Below are 19,270 nucleotides of genomic sequence, written 5' to 3'. Positions count from 1 at the left end.
TTGGTATGATGTCCACAGTAGATATAGCTTAAGACGATACCGATGAAACTATCGATTGTACTTCACGGCAGTGCTTTTAATGCCCAAGCCAATCAAAGCGCTTTTCGCTTTGCCAAAGCCGCTTTAGAAGCGGGCCACTCCCTTCACCGAGTGTTCTTTTATGGCGATGCGGTTCTGATGGCCTCAAACTTAAATGCCCCGCAACGCGATGAGTTTAACCCACGTGATCAATGGTCAGGTCTTGCCGAACAGTACGATTTGGATCTGGTGATCTGTATTGCTGCGGCCCTAAAGCGCGGCGCGTTAAACGAGGCCGAAGCTAAGCGTCATGAAAAAGCGTTTGCCAATATTACCGCCCCCTTTAGCCTATCGGGCTTGGGCCAACTTACGGATGCGTTAATCGAATCCGACCGTGTTGTGACGTTTGGGGAGTAACCGATGCCTGATCAAACCACCTCCGTATTAGTCCACATTAAAGATGCGCCCTATGGCAATACGCATTTTAAGGACGCGTTGGACGTTGTTTTAACCTGCGCGGCATTCGATATACCTGTGACGTTGGCGTTATCAAAGTACGCCGCAACCGCCCTTTTGGAAAACCAACAAGCGGACGCCATCGGTCAAAAGTCTCTGTTAAAGCAACTGAGCGCACTGCCCATGTACGACATCGATACGCTATGGGCCGATGAATCTGCCGCCTCCTTTTTAGGCACGTTACCTGTCGGACTCACCGTTAAGTATTTTAATAAAGATGAGTGGCAAAACTTGATTCACTCCCATACACGTTTGATGAGCTTTTAGCGCTAAGTGATTGATACCGATGAAAACACTCCACATCATCAATAAAACTGACGACCATGCTCTGGTATGGAATCCATGTTTAGCCGCATTGCGTGAAGGCGACACTTTGCTTCTGATCGAGAACGCGACAAGCTTAGCCGTATCGCTTAACGATAGAGACTCGATTCTCTCTCACGTACCCAGTGGCGTACCGATCCGTTTTTTGCTACCCGATTTAGACGCACGCGGTTTAACACCACTTGTGAATGAACAACAAAGGGCAACTGACGCCGAGTTCGTATCCCTATGCCTTGAACACGACAACAACATCAGTTGGTTTTAATCGATGCAAAACATAGACATAAACGAGCAACAGATCCCACTGGATGATGAGGGCTATTTGCTTAACTTAGACGACTGGTCAGAAGCGCTAGCCCATCGATTGGCCGAGCAAGATGGCGTCACGCTAACAGACGCTCACTGGGAGATTCTTAAGGTTGTACGTGCGTTTTATCAAACCTATGACCTGTCACCCGCCATGCGTCCGTTGGTCAAAGCGGTAAAGCAATCCCTGGGCGAGGACAAAGGCAAAAGCATCTATTTAATGAAGCTCTTTTCCGAAAGCCCGGCTAAGCAAGCGGCACGTTACGCAGGCCTACCAAAACCTGCCAACTGTTTATAACCAAAGGAGATCAAACATGCTCCCGTTTGCGGCAAACCTCTCTACCCTGTTTACTGAGCGGCCGTTACTGGAGCGGTTTGAAGCCTCTGCGCGCTGTGGATTTCAATATGTCGAGATCCAATTCCCTTACGAAGCCAGCCTTGAAGAGCTTCGCTACGCACTCAAGCACACCGGACAATCGCTGATCTTGATCAATGCCCCAGCCGGCAACTGGTCCGATGGGGATCGGGGGATTGCCTGCCAACCCGAACGCCAAACTGAGTTCCAAGACGGTGCTCCGCTGGCACTTGAATACGCCAAGGCGCTGAATGTAAAGCAAGTTAATTGCTTGAGCGGCATTGAAAACCCTAATGTTGACAAGATTCTGGCCGAAAATACCTTTATCGAGAATCTGCGCTATGCTGTAAATACGCTAAAGCAAAGTGGAATACGATTACTGATCGAACCGATCAATACCATCGACATTCCCGGATTTTGGCTGAATTCCACAGCACAAGCGGTGAAGATCATCGAACAGAGCAAACTCACAGGCGATCTGTTTGTTCAATTCGATGCTTATCACATGCAGATGATGGGAGAGAATCTGACCGAGTCATTTCTCAAGCACCAGGCAATGATACATCACGTTCAGGTGGCCGACGCCCCGGGACGTCATGAGCCAGGTACGGGAGAGATCGATTTTGATGCGTTTTTCCACGTGTTAAAACGCGCAAACTATCAAGGCTTTGTCAGTTTCGAGTATTTTCCGGCTACGACAACTGCACAAGGGCTACCCCATTTAGCACCTTGGCATGATGACAAACGAAGGTGGGTTACAGCGACATGAGCTTACAAGCAGGATCCGATCAGGCAAAAATGTTGGAAGGGATTGAACAAGCAAAAAAAGATAAGCAGGAGCGAGCCAAACGCGCTAACCAAGAGGAAATAGTCTACCACCAATGGGCCACCTTTAAGGTGAACAACGAGCTTTACGGCATCGATGTAATGCAGGTTAAAGAGGTGCTTCGCTACACCGATATCACACCTGTACCAGGCTCTGAGTTTTATATCTTAGGCATCATTAACCTTCGGGGTAACGTAGCTACGGTCATTGACCTACGCCGTTTCTTTAATATGCCAACCGTTACACCCGACGATGATACTCGTATCATCATGGTCGAATTCAACGAAAACGAAGTGATCGGTTTAGTGGTCGACAGCGTTGACGAGGTTATTAACATCCCTCACAACGAAGTGGAACGTGCTCCAAACGTATCGGGCGACGACACGACCAGCCGCCGCTATGTTCAAGGTGTCACCTACTTTAATAGCGTGTTAACCATCTTGATGGATCTGGGCAAAATGGTGGCCAGCATCACGCCTATCAATGAAGATGATTATCACTGATTAATCGATGGGCAAAGGGTACACGCTCGCCCTTTGCCTTTTCTTTTACAGCTCACCATTCAATGTCGCGACCAATAACCGTCCACCGCCGCTGTTTCTGTGCTCACATAAATAAACCCCCTGCCAAGTCCCCACGTTAAGCCGCCCGTTTGTAATCGGAATTGAAACACTGGCACCAAGCAAGCTGCTTTTTATGTGCGCCGGTAAATCATCACTGCCCTCATACGTGTGCTCATAATAAGGCTCATTTTCAGGGACCAAACGATTAAACACCGCTTCAAAATCCGTTCTCACTGTAGGGTCGGCGTTCTCGTTTAAGGTTAACGATGCCGAGGTGTGCTTAATAAAGAGATGCAGAACACCCACACTCAACTGCGAAATTTCTGGGATGGCGCTCATCACCTCACGTTCAATCAAGTGAAAGCCCCGTCTTTGCGGCTTTAATCTAAACTCACGCTGAATCCACATTATTCATACCCTGCTCTACACCCATGAAAGATCTGCTTTTTACAGCGTAACGGAACGCTTTGCAGTATTATAGTGTCTGCTAATCGCTTGAATATTTTACAAAAGGAGTTGTGGACATGGATCGTTTATCGTCAAAGCGTGATTTGCTAAGTTCATGGGTACATGCACCCTACCCGAAACGCCTATTGCCCCTTGTGATCGCCACCGCATTAGTCGGCTGTGGCGAGGAAGAAAAACCAAAGCCGGTTGAAAGCCACACGCAGCAAGAAACCCAAGTGACTCCAGTTGATCCGGCACAAGAAGCCTCATCGACATCAGAAACACCATCAGAGCAAGCTACCCCAGCGAAAGAAACTAAAGAGACGGCGGTAGAGGCGACTCCCGATAACCAAGCGACACAAGCGTCCCAAAAAGCGCAAGGACCTGAAGCCAACGCCGGCACAAAAGCGGATGAGATTTACGCGACCCTGCCCTTTGAGGTCACTCACATTGGTGAGGTGTCTTACGATGGCGGCAATACCGTCGGCATTCGTTTTTCGACCCCAGTAAACGGTGAGATCGATTTTCGTAAGTTTATCGAAAGCACCAGCGGCACGGAGTGGGTTCTGTCAGAAGATGGGTTCTTCATTTACCTCAACAACCCAACCCCAGAGCAAGCCTACAAAGTTACCGTTCTAAAAGGGCTAACTTCGGCCTTCGATAAGCCTTTAGAGAAAAGCTTTGGTAACACGGTAACACTGAGCCCTGCGGCGGCTCAAATGCGCTTTTCAAGCGAGGGACACTATCTGATTCGCGGTTTACATACCGGCTTACCGGTTTCGGTCATGAATGTACCCGAAGTAAACGCGACCTTTTACAAAGTTAATAATGACGAAGAAGCGTTCTTGCAGCTATTGCGCTGGAAAGAGCGTGGCACCACCCAATACTACTACTCGCTGGATGAGATTCAGTCTTTCGCCAAGCTCGCTTATGAAGGTCGCTTTGAGCTGACCGACGATAAAAACAAGCAACGCGAAGTGAATCTTCCGGTTCAAGACATTGACGCGTTGAATCAAAACGGCGCCTACATTGTCGTGATGACACGCCCTGGCATGTATGAAAATCCGGTTGCCGTTTCTTGGTATGCCATGACCGACTTTGGTGTTCATGCCCGCAAGCATGGCAAATCGCTTTCTGTGTTTGTTAACCGCCTAGAAGACGGTCAGCCAGTGAGCGATGTTGAGCTTGATCTTCTGATTAACAGCGAAACGGGATTAGCCAGCAAGACAACCGACAGCCAAGGTTTCGCCCGCTTCGATACGGTCTCTTCCGGTCGACATAAAGCCCGCATTTTGCTGGCCAAAAAAGATGAATCGTTAACACTTACGCCTTTGCAAACGGGTGCTCTGGACCTGTCTGATTTTGATATTGGCGATACAGAAAACGAACAAAGCCAGCTGTTCCTTTATGGTCCGCGTGATCTGTATCGTGGCGGCGAAACGGCCATCATCAGTGGCATTTTACGTGACCAAGATGGCAAACCACTTGGCAACACCCCTTTACAAGCTGAACTGCACCAGCCAGATGGCCAGCGGGTAACCACCTTTACTTGGCGCACACAAGCCAATGGTTACTATGAGTACCAATACCCGATCGCCAAAGCAGCTCAAACAGGTGAATGGCGCTTAACCGTTAACCTGCCGAACAGCCGCCCAGAAGTGTATACCTTTAAGGTTGAAGACTTCATGCCAGAGCGGATGAAGCTCACTTGGAACCCGGACCAACGCCCCGATGCGCACGTAGATGAGGCTAAAATCCGCATCCCTGTACAGGGCGATTATCTTTACGGGGCACCTGCGGTCGGCAATCGATTTGATGTGGATTATAAAATTCGTCCTGAACCGCACCCGATTAAAGCCTGGCCTAAGTTCTTCTTTGGTAATGGGCAAAGCGATGAGTTTAATTCCGACTGGTCCCAAGACCAATTGGCCTTTAATCAAGAAGGCCGCTTAACCCTAGAGGTCGAAAACCGCTGGTCCAAAGCCGATATTCCTTTGCGTTTGCAAATGACAGGACAACTGTTTGAGAGCGGCGGCCGTCCTGTTCTGCGTAGCTACTCGGAATCCATCCTACCAACCAAACAACTGATTGGTATTCGCCCTCTGTTCAATGACAGTGCCGATGAAAACAGCTTAGCGCGCTTTGAGTTAATCAACACCGATATCGACGGCAACTTGCTCGCGGCCAATCAGCTGCAAGTTAAGCTGATAAACGAAACCAAACGCTATCATTGGCGATACTCTTCAAGCCAAGGTTGGTATTACGAATCCGCCAAAGACAATATCGCGGAGTTAAACTTAGCCACCTCCATTAAGGCGGGCAAAAAACAGGTGGTTGAGCTGCCGGTGAAATGGGGCTCCTACCGCGTGGAAGTCACAAATCCCGTGGATGGCTTAACGACGACCTACCACTTTGATGCAGGCCAAAACTGGTATTGGGATTACAGCCAATCTTCCGATCAAGCCGCGCGCCCAGATCAAGTTAACTTGGCACTGGATAAAGCCGCTTACAAAGCCGGAGAAGAGGCAACCCTTAAGATAACTCCACCGGGTGAAGGCGAAACCCTGATTTTGGTTGAGTCCTCCGATCAAATTTTATGGAAACAAAGCATTCACACTGGGGAAGACGGCGCAAGCGTTAACATCCCTATCAGCGATGAGTGGAACCGTCACGATATCTACGTTACGGCGTTGCACCTGCAGGATGCTGGCGATCAAAAACGCATTACACCTGCGCGCTCCGTTGGCATTTTGCATCTGCCACTGGATCGCCAAGAGCGCACATTGGATGTCGAGATCAGCGCACCTGAAAAATGGCTTCCCAATCGCACTGTAATGGCCGAGGTAAAAGTCACCTCAAGTGATGGTAAGCCCGTTGAGAAGGCGTCCGTCACACTTGCGGCGGTGGACGTTGGCGTTCTATCGATCACCCGTTTTGAATCCCCAGAACCTGCGCCCTTCTTCTTTGGTCAAAAACGCTTCAGCGTTGATATGTTCGATATGTACGGTCAACTGATCGAACTTAACGAGAACAAAAGCGCTAAAATCAAATTCGGTGGCGATGGTGAACTTTCTCGCGGGGGTGACCTAGCCCAATCCGAGGTTCAGATACTCTCACTCTTCTCGGGCGAGGTAGCCGTCGAAAACGGTATTGCTAAGATACCGCTGGAACTACCTGAATTTAATGGAAAAATCCGCTTGATGGCGGTCGCCTTTGACCAAGATCACTTCGGCAGTCAAGAGAAAGAAGTGACTGTAGCTGCCCCTGTGGTGACCCAACTGTCCATGCCACGGTTTGTTGCCAACGGTGATCAATCCTCGGTCGCACTGGACATCACCAACTTGACCGATCAACCCGTCACCTTGAATGCCCATTTTAGTGCGCTAGGCCCTGTGAAGCTTGACGAGTTGGATCAGCAAATCGCTTTAAAAGAGAACGAAAAGCAGACGCTGCTGATACCGTTTAATGCCGCTGACCTGACCGGACAAATTACGTTTAAGGCAGATGTCGCAGGTGCGCCTGACTACCCTATTGATCGCGAATGGAAATTGAATGTAAGACAAGCGTACCCAGCCACGACTGAGCGCTTAAGCGCTGCACTGGACCCACAACAATCACTGAACCTACCGGCCGATGCCGTTGCAGCATTTAGCCCAGCGACCTTAAAAGCCAATGTTAGCATCAGCAACACCGTCAACTTAAACCTGCATGAGCAGCTATCGCACCTGTTGACCTACCCGTACGGCTGTTTGGAGCAGAGCATCAGCAGCAGCTACCCATGGCTGTATGTATCTGATCAGGAGATCACCGCGCTTGGTTTGAGCAGCGTCTCTGCAGAGGACCGCTCCTCTGCGATACAAAGCGGTCTTGAGCGCATCGCCAAACGCCAGAAAGGTAACGGCAGTTTTGGTCTTTGGTCGGCCGATGGCAGTGAGGAGCATTGGCTCACCGCCTATGCGGGTCACTTTATGACCGACGCCATTCAAAAAGGCGTTAACGTCGATCAGGAGATGCTTGAGCGCACCCTCAGTCGCTTAAGTGATTACACCCGAAGCCCCGATAACTACGCTGAACGCTGGGTCGAAGACCCTGAGGCTTACGAGTTTGGCTACCAAAGCTATGCCGCCTATGTGCTGGCTCGCCACTCTCGTGCGTCGCTCAGCGATATCCGTCGCATTAGCCGCGCCATCCCAACGAAGGCTTCCCCACTTGCGATAACCCAATTGGCTTTGGCAGCTAAACTGATGGGCGATCAAACCCTGTTTAATGAGCTCAGCACCAAAGCCAATGAAGCCAGCCGAGATGATCACCTCTACATTGGGGATTATGGCTCGAAGGTTCGTGACCTTGCACAAAGTATTCACCTGCAAATTCAGGCCAACATCAAGCCGTCTTCTCTGCTGAGTCAATATAAGGTGCTTGGTGATGAGATGCGCAAGCACCGTTACCTCAGCACTCAGGAGCAAGTGGCGCTTTTCCAAGCGGCGATGGACCAATCCCTATTGGAAACACATCCATGGGAAGCCAATCTTATTACCGGCGAGATCACTCAGCGCCTTAAAGGACAATCACCTATACAGTCCAGCCTAAACGGTTCTGCCGTTGCACAAGGTGTGAGCGTCGTCAACCAAGGGAAAGAAGCCCTGTACGCCGACATCGTTTACCAAGGCTACCCTGAACAAGCACCGGAAGCGGAGAGCCACAATGGGGTTAGCGTCGAACGACGCTACTATGATCTTGATGGCCAACCCATGCCAATCAAAGATGGCATCATGAGCATGAGCACAGGTGACTTAGTCTTGGTTGAACTGACCGTTAGCAGTGAAACCTATCGACCCGACTTACTGCTGGTGGATCTGATTCCGGCGGGTCTTGAGCTTGAAAACCAAAACCTGGCAGACAGTGCCTCGCTATCGGAGATTCGTTTAAACAAACGACCTTTATCGACCTGGATGCGTGACCGAGACGTGAGACATGAAGAGTATCGAGATGATCGCTACGTTGCTGCTCTTGCCACGGGTAACGAGTACGGTTACAGCCGCTCGACTCGTTTGTATTACCTGGCTCGTGCTGTAACGCCAGGTGAATACCGCGTACCGAACGCCTTGCTAGAAGATATGTATCAGCCAGAGGCACGTGCGCTCAGCGATACCTTGACTAAACTGCGTGTGGTTCAGCCATAGGTGAGTAGCTCAGGTCATCAACGCCCCCTTTTGGGGGCTTTTTCACAAAAGGGTTGGCAAAAGTGCGGCTTGATTGGCGCGCTAATGTCGGTCATTGTGCTACTGGTTCTGTTTTTAGTAGCAGATACACTTTACCCCTTACCCAAAGCCCCAAAAAATTCAGGTTTCTCGCAAGTAATTACTGATCGCCAAGGACGGCCACTCAGAGCCTTCGCCGATCAAAACGGCATCTGGCGTCACAAAGTTGATGTAACCGACGTATCACCTTTGTACATAAAAGCCTTACTTGGCTATGAGGATCGCTGGTTTTACTTCCACCCCGGCATCAACCCCATCGCTTTAGTGCGCGCCGCTTGGCAAAACGCTCAGTGTGACTGCATTGTATCGGGCGGGTCGACGCTCACCATGCAGGTTGCCAGACGGCTAGACCCTCACGAGCGATCCCTTAAAGGTAAGCTCAAGCAAGCGTTTCGGGCGTTACAGCTTGAGTGGCATCTATCCAAGGATGAAATTCTAACCCTTTACCTTAACTATGCCCCCATGGGCGGAGTGATCGAAGGTGTCGAGGCCGCCAGCCAACAATATCTAAACCGAAGTGCACAAGACCTATCCCTCTCGGAAGCGGCCTTATTGGCGGTATTGCCACAAGCCCCTTCTCGTTTTCGGCCTGATCGATATACAGAGCGCGCTACCGCCGCACGCGATAAAGTATTAAGACGACTGCTTCAGCAAGGGGATATCGAACAACAGGACTTTGATCAAGCCGTGCTTGAACGGGTGTACGGGCACAGATTAAATAACCCGCAATTGGCCCCGCTTCTATCGCGTGCATTGCATGCGAGCCAGCCAACCAGCAGCGTGGTCAACACAACCATCGATGGGAACTTACAACGTGCGCTTCAAAGTCTGTTAGGGGATGAGATTCGCCGCTTCCCCAAACACCACTCGGCCGCCGTTTTAATCATCGATAACGTCGACCACAGTGTGGCAGCCTACGCCGGCTCCGCGGCATTTAATCAGCCTGAGCGTTTTGGTCATGTGGATATGATTAAAGCCACTCGATCACCTGGCTCGACACTGAAACCCTTTATCTATGGGCTTGCGATGGATGAAGGCATCATTCACAGCAAAAGTTTGCTAAGAGACACGCCAAGGCTTCATAAAGATTATCAACCCGAAAATTTTGCAAACGCGTTCAGCGGCCCTGTCGATACCCACACAGCACTTAGATACTCCCTAAATTTACCGGCCGTACAAGTGCTAGAAGCCCTGTCGCCGGAGCGGTTCGATGCTTCGTTAAAAAGCGTACGCACCCCGTATCATTACCCCTCTGGCGGTAAAGCAAATCTCTCCATGGCATTAGGGGGCGGCGGTTTTTCACTGTGGCATTTAACCGAGCTGTACAGCGCCTTGGCGAACGAAGGCTTGGTGTACCCAAATCGCACCCTAGAAAACGCTGAACCTGAATTGCCAAGGCGATTGTTTTCAAAAGAGACCGCTTGGGTTGTGAAAACCCTACTCACCAATGCACGACCCGACCGAGTCAGAAACTACAGCATTCAACACGCGGCCCCTGTTATGGCGTGGAAAACTGGCACCAGCTGGGGATTTAGAGATGCGTGGGCCGTTGGCGTTACGCCTAAATACACCTTCGGCGTTTGGTTAGGCCGTCCAGATGGGACACCATCACCCGGTTACTTTGGTTCCGTTACCGCACTGCCCTTACTGTTTCGTTTGCAAGAGCGCTTTGACCGAACCCCCGTGTGGCCTGCCCAACCTAAACGCGTTCGTGAAGAGGCCATCTGTTGGCCTTTGGGGGGACTCGCCAGCCAAACACCCAAGGATCAATGTCATCAAGCGCATAACGCTTGGATCATTCGCGATATGATCCCACCAACCTTAAAGGACCCAAGCTTGGATGGCCTAGAACCAAACCCTGTGACACTTCGAATTAACGCAAATGGCGAACAAGTGCCTTTGGGCTGCTCCAGCCAAGAGCCTACCTTGCCTCACACCGTCGCACTTTGGCCAAGCAGTGTAGAGCCTTGGATACCGGCGTTTCGACGACGCGCAATCCAAATACCACCCACAGCTCCGTACTGCGAGCAAGCCAGCTGGGCTACCCCACCGATCAAGATTAACGGGTTAGCCGAAGACCAAACCCTACTCTTAAAAGGCACAAGCCTTATCATCGAGGTAAGGTCCAGCGGCGGCTTGGGACAACGAGACTGGTACATTAACGGTCGGTTCTTGGAGCAATCCAGTGCGGATGAAGCGATCTCCATCACGATGGATCGTGCAGGCACATATGAGCTGGTCGTAGTCGATGAGCACAACCACACCGCAAGGTTGATCTACGATGTGATCAAATCCCACTAAAAAGCCCGCTACTGCGGGCTTGGGGTAATTGATGCTCGGATTAACGAAGCGTTTTTGCTTTTGAGAATAACCGATGGAAGTTTTCCGAGGTGACCTTGGCGACCTCTTCTACGGTTACCCCTTTAAGGTCCGCAACACACTGAGCAACTTCAACCACGTATTTTGGCTCATTCTTTTTGCCACGGTACGGCACTGGCGCTAAATACGGGGAATCCGTCTCGATAAGGATCTTCTCAAGTGGAATCGCTTTAACCACATCCCGAAGCTCTTCGGCATTTTTAAAGGTAATGATGCCCGAGAACGAGATCAGATAATTCATTTCAAGCGCCGCTTGTGCCATCTCAAGCGATTCGGTAAAGCAGTGCAGTACCCCGCCTGTTTCACCACCGTATTGATCGATCAACTCAAGCGTCTCTTCGCGAGCATCTCGTGTATGAACAATCACGGGTAAACCCAACTGATCGGCAGCGGTCAGATGGTTGGCAAAGGAGGTTCGCTGAATCTCACGTGTGTCTTGGGTGTAATAATAATCAAGACCCGTTTCCCCGATCGCGATCACTTTAGGGTGCTTAGCGACCCACTCTTTAAGATCATCGACCGAGAGAATATCGTCTGGTTTTTCTACGTGACACGGGTGCACACCAAAGGAGGCATAGATAGAAGCGTAATCATGGATAAGATCGTACATGCCCTTGAAGTTGTCGGTATCGATCGAGACGCACAGCATCTCGTTTACTTGGCGCTCGTGAGCGGCATCGACGGCGGGTGCAAATGCATTTTCGTAAGGGGATAGATCTATTCTGTCGAGATGACAGTGGGAATCAATAAACATAAAGCGTCATTAAATGGTATGAGTACGACGGCCAGAGGTGAGAGCACCGGCCAAATGTGTTTCGATCTTCTGCATCAGAGAAGCATCATCGGAAGTCATCTGGATGCCAATACCAGGACGCTTACCACCTTGAGCAGCTTTTGGCGTAACCCAGACGACTTTACCGGTGACCGGTATCTTGTCGGGCTCTTCCATCAAGGTTAATAAAACGAACACCTCTTCCCCCAACTGATACGTGCGTGTCGTCGGGATAAACAGGCCTCCGTTGGTCACATAGGGCATGTAGGATTTGTACAAATCCTCTTTTGTCTCAATATTAAGAGACAAGATACCGTGACTGATTCGTGGTACAACTGACATCTAGATAAAGAACTCCGTCTCTAGGGTCTTACCAATCCAACCCACTGTAATAAAATGCGCTCAAGCAATAACGGCTTATTTGGATTATGCCGACGCTTAAGGCCAAGTAGTTCCTCCTGAACTACATCCATCATCTTAAAGAGTTTATCGGCCGATGTGTTTTTAGCAACACCTTTAATCATCTTTTCGACATCATTGTTGCGAATACGCGTCGCATCTTGACAAATCACGTATCGATTCACGTCGGCCAATACACCTACTAACCATTCAAGTAAGCTTTCGACATCCAGCTTGGCAAACTGTTCCGATACTTCAACAACGGTTTTCTTTTGCTGTAGGAGCTCACGCAACGAGGTTAACCAATCGCCTCTTAATGATTGCTGACCACCCGACTTGAAGGTTAACCCGGCTACAGGTGCGCCATGAACCACCTTTAATAATTGTGTGGCCTCGGCTTGATCTATCTCCAACTGATTAGCCAACCAAGGGACAGCGACATCAGGCGTGGGCGTCGTGCAATCCAATCTCTGACACCGGCTTTTGATGGTAGGTAGAACCTGACCTAACTGATGGGTGCTCAAGATCAACAATGACGCATCGCCGGGCTCCTCGAGTGTCTTCAAGAGTGCGTTCGCCGCTGATATATTCATGGCCTCGGCAGGGTCCATGATGACCACTCGATAGCCCCCTTGCTGCGCCGTATTGTGCATAAACTCGGTGAGCTCTCGAACCTGATCTACCTTAATCGGCTTACCTGGCTCCTCGGGGCTTATGTAGTAAAGATCTGGGTGACCACTGGTGTTAAGCAGCTCGCAGCTTCGACAATGACCACACGCTTGACCGTTAGCAGGCTGATGACACATCACAAAACCTGCCACCGCTTCGGCTAAACGCGCCTTACCGATCCCCTTCATGCCATTAAGTAAGATGGCATGGGGTAAACGATCCGCTTGGTGCAGCTTTAAGATGCGCTCCCATTGCGACGAAAACCAAGGATACACTTCCGCATTCAGCGCATGATATCGATCCGCTATATCGCTCATGCTAATCCTAAACGCTCAGTGATGTGCGCTTTAATGTCTTGCTGAACCGACTCAAGGGATTGCGAGGCATCAATGACCGCAAAGCGTGAAGGCGTCTCATCTACACGCTGATGATAACCTTTACGCACTTTTTCAAAGAAGGCTAATTTCTCTTGCTCGAAACGGTCAGGTGCGCTGCGCGCCAATGCGCGTTGCATACCCAGCTCCACCGGCATATCCAACAGGACGGTGAGGTCTGGGGAGGTACCCTTTTGCACTAACGCTTCGAGCTGAGCAATGATCGACCAATCGATTCCTCTCCCCATGCCCTGATAAGCAAACGTGGCATCGGTGAAACGATCACTCAACACCCAAGCCCCGCGCTGCAAGGCAGGCAAGATCACTTGATTCAGATGCTGAGCACGCGCAGCGAACACCATTAAGATCTCTGCATCTTGATGGACGTGCTCGTCACGCGGTGACAATAAAAGTGAGCGTAACTCTTCAGCTAACGGGGTGCCGCCGGGCTCACGGGTCAGCACTACCTCGATGCCCTGCGCCTCTAGGACGGACTTGATGAAACCGATGTTGGTGCTTTTACCCACCCCTTCAGTTCCTTCAACAGTAATAAACTTACCAAGTTGGCTCATGTTACGACCCTGGAGTTGAACGGTAGTTTTGGCTGCGTTTTAGCTGATACGCCCGCACCGCTTTATTATGCTCACGAAGCGTTTTCGAGAACTGATGGCTTCCGTCCCCTTTTGCCACAAAATACAGCCAAGGACCTTTCTCAGGGTTCAGAGCGGCTTCAATCGCACTTCGCCCTACCATCGCAATCGGGGTCGGCGGCAATCCATCAATGGTGTAGGTGTTATAGGCCGTTGGCGTTTTAAGGTCTTTGCGGCGAATGTTGCCTTTGTAGTTATCACCCATACCGTAGATAACCGTTGGGTCCGTTTGCAATCGCATGCCGACACCCATACGTTTTACAAACACGCCAGCAATCATAGGACGTTCGCTAGGTACCGCGGTCTCTTTTTCAACGATCGAAGCCATAATGAGTGCTTCGTAGGTTGAGCGGTAAGGCAGCTTCTCGGCACGTGTTTCCCAGGCAGTATCTAAGCTATCGTGCATCGCCTTGTAGCTTCGCTTTAACAAAGCAAGATCGGTGGTACCACGTTCAATTTGATAAGTTTCTGCAAGAAACAGCCCTTCAGGGTGTTTCTCGGTCGCACCAATTTCAGACAGGATCTGATCCACCGTTAAGTCCTGCGTGGTTTGTACCAGCACATCATTATTGGCTAGCGCGACACGAAGCTGCTTAAACGTCGTGCCTTCAACAATTGTAAAGAAGTGCTTAACACTGTCGCCCGATACAAACCGCTGAATCAAAGACTGCGGCGTTAGGCTCTCATCGATCCGGTACTCACCCGCTTTAATGTGACCGATCTGCGGGTTCAACTTCATGTAAGCCTTCACATAGTAAGGCTTATTGATCACCCCTTTGCTTTCAAGATCACTTAACAAGCGATTAAACGAAGTACCCTTCTCCAACACATAGGATGGGATCGGCTGCGCCAGCGCAATGGGCTGATCGATATAGGTTTTATAATCATTCCAAACCCAAGCGGCGGCGCCCGCCCCGGCCAATAGGAGAACAACAAAGGTTAAAAAAATCTTTTTAATCAAACTTCAGCCTCATCCAAGCGCTTTTGAATCTCTAAGGTGGTTGGCCCCACATCCCAGTGGCAGCCCATCATCTGCGTTACAGGCCAGATTCCAATCAAAGAGTTGCAAACAAAGACTTCGTCCGCATCTTTAATCGCGTTTAAGCCCTCGCTCACAATATGAACGGATTGTCCCTGTGCATTAAGGGTTTGAATTATAAAGCGTCGTAGCGTGCCTTCAATACCACAGTAGGTAAGATCCGGCGTAAATACCTCTGCGCCCTTAACCCAAAAAAGGTTACTCATTGTGCCTTCAACAACATGCCCTTCGGTATCAAGCATCAAGCCCTCTGCGTATTCCGTAGATTGCCACTCGGCACGCGCTAACACTTGCTCAAGTCGGTTGAGGTGTTTTAAGCCACTTAAAAAAGGGTTACGCGCCAAAGGTGTATCGCACACAAACACGCTAACCCCGTTAATATTGCGCTCTTTCATAGGATGATAAGGAGCAATACTTGCGATCACACTCGGCTGATCCGCCCCATCGGGGTTATAGCCTCGAAGCCCAACACCCCGTGTAACTACCCACTTCATCACAGCCGTTGGCAAAGCGTGCTCATTCGCAAATGACACAAGCTGACTGACACTTGCATTCAAGGCCTCTTGAACGACTTTGATCGCCTGATCACTGAACTTGAGACGCACCAAACCTTGATAGAGTCGCTCTTGATGGAACTCAAGAAGACAGGGCGATCCATTGTGCAGTTTAATCGTCTCAAACAGTCCATCACCGTACGCAAGACCGCGATCGGCAGGGTTGATGATTTGGTTTGGAACGCCATTAATCAGCGTTAAAGAGAGTGGTGTTTTCATGAAAGGAAGCATAACAGAGAAGCCTCCCTGTTATGCTTTTTAAAAGAGCGATTTAGATCTTTTTAAAGACCAAAGTGCCGTTTGTGCCACCAAACCCGAATGAGTTTGAAGCCGTTGCCGTAATTGAGCATTCTTGCGGCTGGTGAGCCACATAGTTCAAATCACAACCGTCAGATGGGTTATCCAAGTTGATCGTTGGAGGCGCCACCTGATCACGAATCGCCAAGATCGAGAAAATCGCTTCAACCGCACCGGCTGCACCCAGCAAGTGACCAGTCATCGATTTTGTCGAACTCATGCGCAACTGATCAACGTGCGAACCAAACAGCGCTTTTGCGGCATTGGTTTCCGCCATGTCACCAGCTGGCGTCGAAGTACCATGCGCGTTCACGTACTGGATCTCTTCTGGGTTCAACCCAGCGTCCTTAATAGCGTTACGCATCGAATTCGCTGCACCTTCGCCTGTTTCCGGTGGCGCGGTCATATGGTGAGCGTCATCGCTCATACCAAAGCCAACCAGTTCACAGTAAATTTTAGCGCCACGTGCCTTGGCTTGTTCGTACTCTTCCAGTACGACAATGCCAGCACCATCACCTAAGACAAAGCCATCGCGGTCTTTATCCCATGGACGACTAGCGCGCTCTGGGTCATCGTTGCGCGTTGATAAAGCACGCGCCGCTGAAAAACCACCTAAGCCAAGCTCTGTGGTTGCCATTTCGGCTCCACCTGCAATCATAACGTCCGCATCACCGTACTGAATCATACGCATGGCTGAACCAATATTATGAGTACCGGTTGTACAGGCAGTGGTAATCGCGATGTTAGGGCCTTTAAAGCCGTACTTAATCGCGAGATTACCGCTGATCATATTAATGATACTGCCAGGGACAAAGAAAGGAGACACACGACGCGGACCACTGTTGCAAATCGTGCTGTACGTTGATTCGATAAAGGTTAAACCACCGATACCTGAACCCACGGCACACCCAATACGCTCCGGGCAATAAGGTGCTTCAGAAATACCCGAATCTTCAACCGCTTGATAAGCAGCTGCCATACCGTACTGGATGAATAAATCCATCTTTCGAGCATCTTTAGGGTTCATATACTCAGAGGCGTCAAACCCTTTAACCGATGCCGAAAATTGAGTCCCATAACGAGAGACATCAAAGTGGGTAATTGGGGCCGCACCACTTTTTCCGGCCAGAATTTGTTCCCAAGTACTCTCGACAGTGTTACCTACCGGCGACAGCATACCTAATCCGGTAACCACCACTCTTCTTCGAGACATAAGTGCCACTCCGCTACAAAGCACATAAATAGAAAAGCCGCATTCTAAGGACTAGATGCGGCTTTTCGGTCAAACTATAACTCGTTGACGACGAGACGATTACTGGTGAGCGTTTACGTAATCGATTGCCAGCTGAACTGTGGTGATTTTTTCAGCTTCTTCGTCAGGAATCTCAGTTTCGAACTCTTCTTCCAGCGCCATTACCAGCTCAACAGTGTCCAAAGAATCAGCGCCCAGGTCATCTACGAAAGATGCTGAGTTTACAACTTCTTCTTCTTTAACACCCAGTTGTTCCGCGATGATTTTCTTTACGCGCTCTTCAATATTGCTCATAACTCTTCCTATCTTTTTATCAACCCTTCATACCGAAGGCATGAAATCGTGATTTTATTAGAACCCACCTTACCTAGGCAAGGAGGTAGCTTAAATTCTTGATTAGCTGACGGCCAATTATCAACAAATTGCCGAAAATTACAATCTCTAAAGCAGCGAAAGCTTGCCTTAGCTCATGTACATACCGCCATTGACCTGAATGCTTTCGCCGGTCACATAGCCCGCACCTTGACTTGCCAAGAAACCAACTACAGAAGCGATCTCTTCTGGCTGGCCTAGGCGATTCATTGGGATTTGAGACTGCAGATTCGCTTTGTGCTCTTCTGGCAGATCTTTGGTCATATCCGTGTCAATGAAGCCGGGTGCTACACAGTTCACTGTAATATTACGCGAACCGATCTCACGAGCCAACGCCCGCGTGAAACCTTCCATACCGGATTTAGCGGCCGCATAGTTTGCTTGACCGGCATTACCCATAGATGCGACCACCGAGCTGATGCTGATGATACGACCCCAACGGGCTTTGGTCATGCCGCGCAGGCATGCTTTAACCAGACGATAAATCGAAGTCAGGTTGGTGTTCAACACATCGTTCCACTCATCGTCTTTCATACGCATCATGATGTTATCGCGCGTGATACCCGCGTTATTCACCAAGATTTCGATCGTACCAAACTCGTCCTGAATCGACTTAATTACAGACTCAATGGATTCTGCATCAGCCACATTCAGCTTAAGACCACGGCCTGTTGCGCCCGCCTCAGTTAAGTATGCTGAGATCGTATCCGCACCGTTATCACTGGTTGCCGTACCGACCACAATCGCACCCTGGCTTGCCAGTTCAAGCGCAATTGCTTTACCGATACCACGTGTCGCACCGGTAACCAGCGCAACTTTACCTTGAATACTCATAAACAACCCTTGCCTTACGACGCAATCGCGTCCTGAAAACCCGATGGTTCGTTAATCGCTTTAACCACCAACGGCTTATGAATCTTTTTATTCAGACCACACAATACTTTGTTTGGCCCACACTCGAAAGCCGCTTCGACACCTTGCTCAACCATAGACTCAACACATGCCGTCCAAAGGACCGGGCTGTATAACTGAGCCAACAAGTTTGCTTTCAGCGTTTCGACATCCGATGCCACTTTTCCATCAACGTTTTGAACCACCGGGATGATTGGCAATGACACCGATACATTGGCTAATGCTGCAGACAACTGCTCGGCAGCAGGCTTCATCAGCGAGCAGTGAGAAGGAACACTGACAGCCAATGGCACAACGCGTTTAGCGCCCGCTTCTTTACACGCTACCTGCGCGCGCTCTACCGCGTCTTTTTCACCGGCTATTACGACCTGCCCAGGGCAGTTATAGTTCACTGGCGAGACCACTTGGCCCTGTGCCGATGCGGCACAGCTTTCTTGGATCAGCTCATCCGATAAACCCAAAACAGCCGCCATCGCACCAGTGCCTGCAGGCACCGCTTGCTGCATAAACTCACCACGCAGCTTAACCAACTGAACACCATCGGTAAAACTGATGGCACCTGCGCACACCAACGCGGTGTATTCACCCAAGCTGTGGCCGGCCATAATTTTTGGGTCCGCACCACCTTGCTTTTTCCATAAACGCCACAAAGCCACACCTGCGGTTAGTAGCGCCGGTTGTGTTTTATCGGTCGAGTTTAAATCGTCTTCTGGGCCGTTTTGAACCAGCTCCCACAAATCGTAACCCAATACACCTGATGCTTCGGTGAAAGTGTCCTGAATGATTGGGTGCTCTTGCGCCAGCTCACTGAGCATCCCTAAATGCTGGGAGCCTTGGCCTGGAAACACAAATGCAAACGATTGAGACATGGGAACAATTTCCTCTAAAGAGAATTAACTCGGTTAACGACCTTCAAGCGCACAAAAAACAAAAAAGCGCCTGAAAATTAAAGGATGGGTAGTTTACATGATTGGGCCAAAATTAG

19 protein-coding genes are annotated in these 19,270 nt (G+C 49.9%); 8 read left to right on the top strand and 11 right to left on the bottom strand.

All coding sequences use genetic code 11. From position 1 onward, the window contains the following. Positions 1-42 precede the first annotated feature (42 nt). Genes tusD through ACXAF9_RS02040 form a run of 6 tightly spaced genes read left to right on the top strand, consistent with a single transcriptional unit; the run spans position 43 to position 2,848 of the window. Positions 43-435 (top strand): sulfurtransferase complex subunit TusD, encoded by a 393-nt coding sequence (gene tusD / locus ACXAF9_RS02065; RefSeq protein WP_475069705.1) that lies wholly within the window; start codon positions 43-45, stop codon positions 433-435. 3 nt (positions 436-438) lie between these two features. Beyond that, on the top strand, positions 439-801 hold the full coding sequence (locus tag ACXAF9_RS02060) for a DsrE family protein (protein ID WP_475069703.1): 363 nt from the start codon (positions 439-441) through the stop codon (positions 799-801). A gap of 19 nt (positions 802-820) precedes the next feature. After that, positions 821-1,123, top strand: coding sequence for a DsrH/TusB family sulfur relay protein (locus ACXAF9_RS02055; protein ID WP_475069700.1), 303 nt, complete (start codon positions 821-823; stop codon positions 1,121-1,123). 3 nt (positions 1,124-1,126) lie between these two features. Then, the gene (locus ACXAF9_RS02050; protein ID WP_475069698.1) at positions 1,127-1,462 is read left to right on the top strand and encodes a TusE/DsrC/DsvC family sulfur relay protein; all 336 of its coding nucleotides are present in this window, start codon (positions 1,127-1,129) and stop codon (positions 1,460-1,462) included. Between the two features lie 16 nt (positions 1,463-1,478). Beyond that, entirely contained in the window at positions 1,479-2,288 is an 810-nt protein-coding gene (locus ACXAF9_RS02045) for a TIM barrel protein (protein ID WP_475069696.1), read from the top strand. Beyond that, positions 2,285-2,848 (top strand): chemotaxis protein CheW, encoded by a 564-nt coding sequence (locus ACXAF9_RS02040; RefSeq protein WP_475069694.1) that lies wholly within the window; start codon positions 2,285-2,287, stop codon positions 2,846-2,848. Before ACXAF9_RS02045 ends, ACXAF9_RS02040 begins: the two co-directional genes overlap by 4 nt. A 45-nt stretch (positions 2,849-2,893) precedes the next feature. Here the strand turns inward: ACXAF9_RS02040 and ACXAF9_RS02035 are convergent, their stop codons facing one another. Then, positions 2,894-3,316: a secondary thiamine-phosphate synthase enzyme YjbQ gene (locus ACXAF9_RS02035; protein ID WP_475069692.1), complete on the bottom strand. Its 423-nt coding sequence runs from the start codon at positions 3,314-3,316 to the stop codon at positions 2,894-2,896. Between the two features lie 116 nt (positions 3,317-3,432). Here ACXAF9_RS02035 and ACXAF9_RS02030 point away from each other — a divergent pair, with 116 nt between their 5' ends. Next, positions 3,433-8,538 carry an alpha-2-macroglobulin family protein gene (locus ACXAF9_RS02030; protein WP_475069690.1) on the top strand — a complete coding sequence of 1,702 codons (5,106 nt, stop codon included), beginning with the start codon at positions 3,433-3,435 and terminating at the stop codon, positions 8,536-8,538. After that, on the top strand, positions 8,539-10,917 hold the full coding sequence (pbpC, locus tag ACXAF9_RS02025) for a penicillin-binding protein 1C (protein ID WP_475069688.1): 2,379 nt from the start codon (positions 8,539-8,541) through the stop codon (positions 10,915-10,917). Positions 10,918-10,957: 40 nt separating this feature from the next. On the opposite strand, the gene ACXAF9_RS02020 is transcribed toward pbpC, so the two are convergent. From ACXAF9_RS02020 to fabD, 10 genes are all read right to left on the bottom strand, one after another. Then, positions 10,958-11,749, bottom strand: coding sequence for a TatD family hydrolase (locus ACXAF9_RS02020; protein WP_475069686.1), 792 nt, complete (start codon positions 11,747-11,749; stop codon positions 10,958-10,960). 9 nt (positions 11,750-11,758) lie between these two features. After that, positions 11,759-12,109: a PilZ domain-containing protein gene (locus tag ACXAF9_RS02015; RefSeq protein ID WP_475069684.1), complete on the bottom strand. Its 351-nt coding sequence runs from the start codon at positions 12,107-12,109 to the stop codon at positions 11,759-11,761. A 20-nt stretch (positions 12,110-12,129) separates the two neighbouring features. Then, the gene (locus tag ACXAF9_RS02010) at positions 12,130-13,152 is read right to left on the bottom strand and encodes a DNA polymerase III subunit delta' (protein ID WP_475069682.1); all 1,023 of its coding nucleotides are present in this window, start codon (positions 13,150-13,152) and stop codon (positions 12,130-12,132) included. After that, entirely contained in the window at positions 13,149-13,781 is a 633-nt protein-coding gene (gene tmk, locus ACXAF9_RS02005; RefSeq protein WP_475069680.1) for a dTMP kinase, read from the bottom strand. Before tmk ends, ACXAF9_RS02010 begins: the two co-directional genes overlap by 4 nt. 1 nt (position 13,782) lies before the next feature. Then, entirely contained in the window at positions 13,783-14,820 is a 1,038-nt protein-coding gene (gene mltG / locus ACXAF9_RS02000) for an endolytic transglycosylase MltG (RefSeq protein WP_475069678.1), read from the bottom strand. Then, a complete protein-coding gene (gene pabC, locus ACXAF9_RS01995) occupies positions 14,817-15,671 on the bottom strand; it encodes an aminodeoxychorismate lyase (RefSeq protein WP_475069674.1) in 855 nt (284 codons plus the stop codon). Before pabC ends, mltG begins: the two co-directional genes overlap by 4 nt. Positions 15,672-15,723: 52 nt before the next feature. Next, positions 15,724-16,962, bottom strand: coding sequence for a beta-ketoacyl-ACP synthase II (gene fabF / locus ACXAF9_RS01990; RefSeq protein ID WP_475069672.1), 1,239 nt, complete (start codon positions 16,960-16,962; stop codon positions 15,724-15,726). A gap of 99 nt (positions 16,963-17,061) precedes the next feature. Beyond that, positions 17,062-17,295, bottom strand: a complete 234-nt coding sequence (acpP, locus tag ACXAF9_RS01985; RefSeq protein ID WP_475069670.1) for an acyl carrier protein — start codon at positions 17,293-17,295, stop codon at positions 17,062-17,064. A 168-nt stretch (positions 17,296-17,463) separates the two neighbouring features. Continuing rightward, positions 17,464-18,207: a 3-oxoacyl-ACP reductase FabG gene (gene fabG, locus ACXAF9_RS01980; RefSeq protein ID WP_475069667.1), complete on the bottom strand. Its 744-nt coding sequence runs from the start codon at positions 18,205-18,207 to the stop codon at positions 17,464-17,466. Positions 18,208-18,221: 14 nt separating this feature from the next. Continuing rightward, complete coding sequence (gene fabD, locus ACXAF9_RS01975) at positions 18,222-19,154, bottom strand: ACP S-malonyltransferase (protein WP_475069664.1); 933 nt, start codon at positions 19,152-19,154, stop codon at positions 18,222-18,224. Positions 19,155-19,270: the final 116 nt, after the last annotated feature.

Source organism: Neptunomonas sp. ABH4_499 (assembly GCF_056160565.1).
This window is presented reverse-complemented; position numbering and strand designations above follow the sequence as displayed.

Excerpts from the sequence above, each read along its gene's own strand:
- ACXAF9_RS02050 (WP_475069698.1), top strand. The coding sequence starts at position 1,127 with ATGCAAAACATAGACATAAACGAGCAACAGATCCCACTGGATGATGAG.
- acpP (WP_475069670.1), bottom strand. The coding sequence starts at position 17,295 with ATGAGCAATATTGAAGAGCGCGTAAAGAAAATCATCGCGGAACAACTG.
- fabF (WP_475069672.1), bottom strand. The coding sequence starts at position 16,962 with ATGTCTCGAAGAAGAGTGGTGGTTACCGGATTAGGTATGCTGTCGCCG.
- fabD (WP_475069664.1), bottom strand. The coding sequence starts at position 19,154 with ATGTCTCAATCGTTTGCATTTGTGTTTCCAGGCCAAGGCTCCCAGCAT.
- ACXAF9_RS02040 (WP_475069694.1), top strand. The coding sequence starts at position 2,285 with ATGAGCTTACAAGCAGGATCCGATCAGGCAAAAATGTTGGAAGGGATT.
- ACXAF9_RS02055 (WP_475069700.1), top strand. The coding sequence starts at position 821 with ATGAAAACACTCCACATCATCAATAAAACTGACGACCATGCTCTGGTA.
- ACXAF9_RS02035 (WP_475069692.1), bottom strand. The coding sequence starts at position 3,316 with ATGTGGATTCAGCGTGAGTTTAGATTAAAGCCGCAAAGACGGGGCTTT.
- pabC (WP_475069674.1), bottom strand. The coding sequence starts at position 15,671 with ATGAAAACACCACTCTCTTTAACGCTGATTAATGGCGTTCCAAACCAA.
- ACXAF9_RS02010 (WP_475069682.1), bottom strand. The coding sequence starts at position 13,152 with ATGAGCGATATAGCGGATCGATATCATGCGCTGAATGCGGAAGTGTAT.
- ACXAF9_RS02015 (WP_475069684.1), bottom strand. The coding sequence starts at position 12,109 with ATGTCAGTTGTACCACGAATCAGTCACGGTATCTTGTCTCTTAATATT.
- ACXAF9_RS02020 (WP_475069686.1), bottom strand. The coding sequence starts at position 11,749 with ATGTTTATTGATTCCCACTGTCATCTCGACAGAATAGATCTATCCCCT.
- tmk (WP_475069680.1), bottom strand. The coding sequence starts at position 13,781 with ATGAGCCAACTTGGTAAGTTTATTACTGTTGAAGGAACTGAAGGGGTG.
- ACXAF9_RS02030 (WP_475069690.1), top strand. The coding sequence starts at position 3,433 with ATGGATCGTTTATCGTCAAAGCGTGATTTGCTAAGTTCATGGGTACAT.
- ACXAF9_RS02060 (WP_475069703.1), top strand. The coding sequence starts at position 439 with ATGCCTGATCAAACCACCTCCGTATTAGTCCACATTAAAGATGCGCCC.
- ACXAF9_RS02045 (WP_475069696.1), top strand. The coding sequence starts at position 1,479 with ATGCTCCCGTTTGCGGCAAACCTCTCTACCCTGTTTACTGAGCGGCCG.
- tusD (WP_475069705.1), top strand. The coding sequence starts at position 43 with ATGAAACTATCGATTGTACTTCACGGCAGTGCTTTTAATGCCCAAGCC.
- fabG (WP_475069667.1), bottom strand. The coding sequence starts at position 18,207 with ATGAGTATTCAAGGTAAAGTTGCGCTGGTTACCGGTGCGACACGTGGT.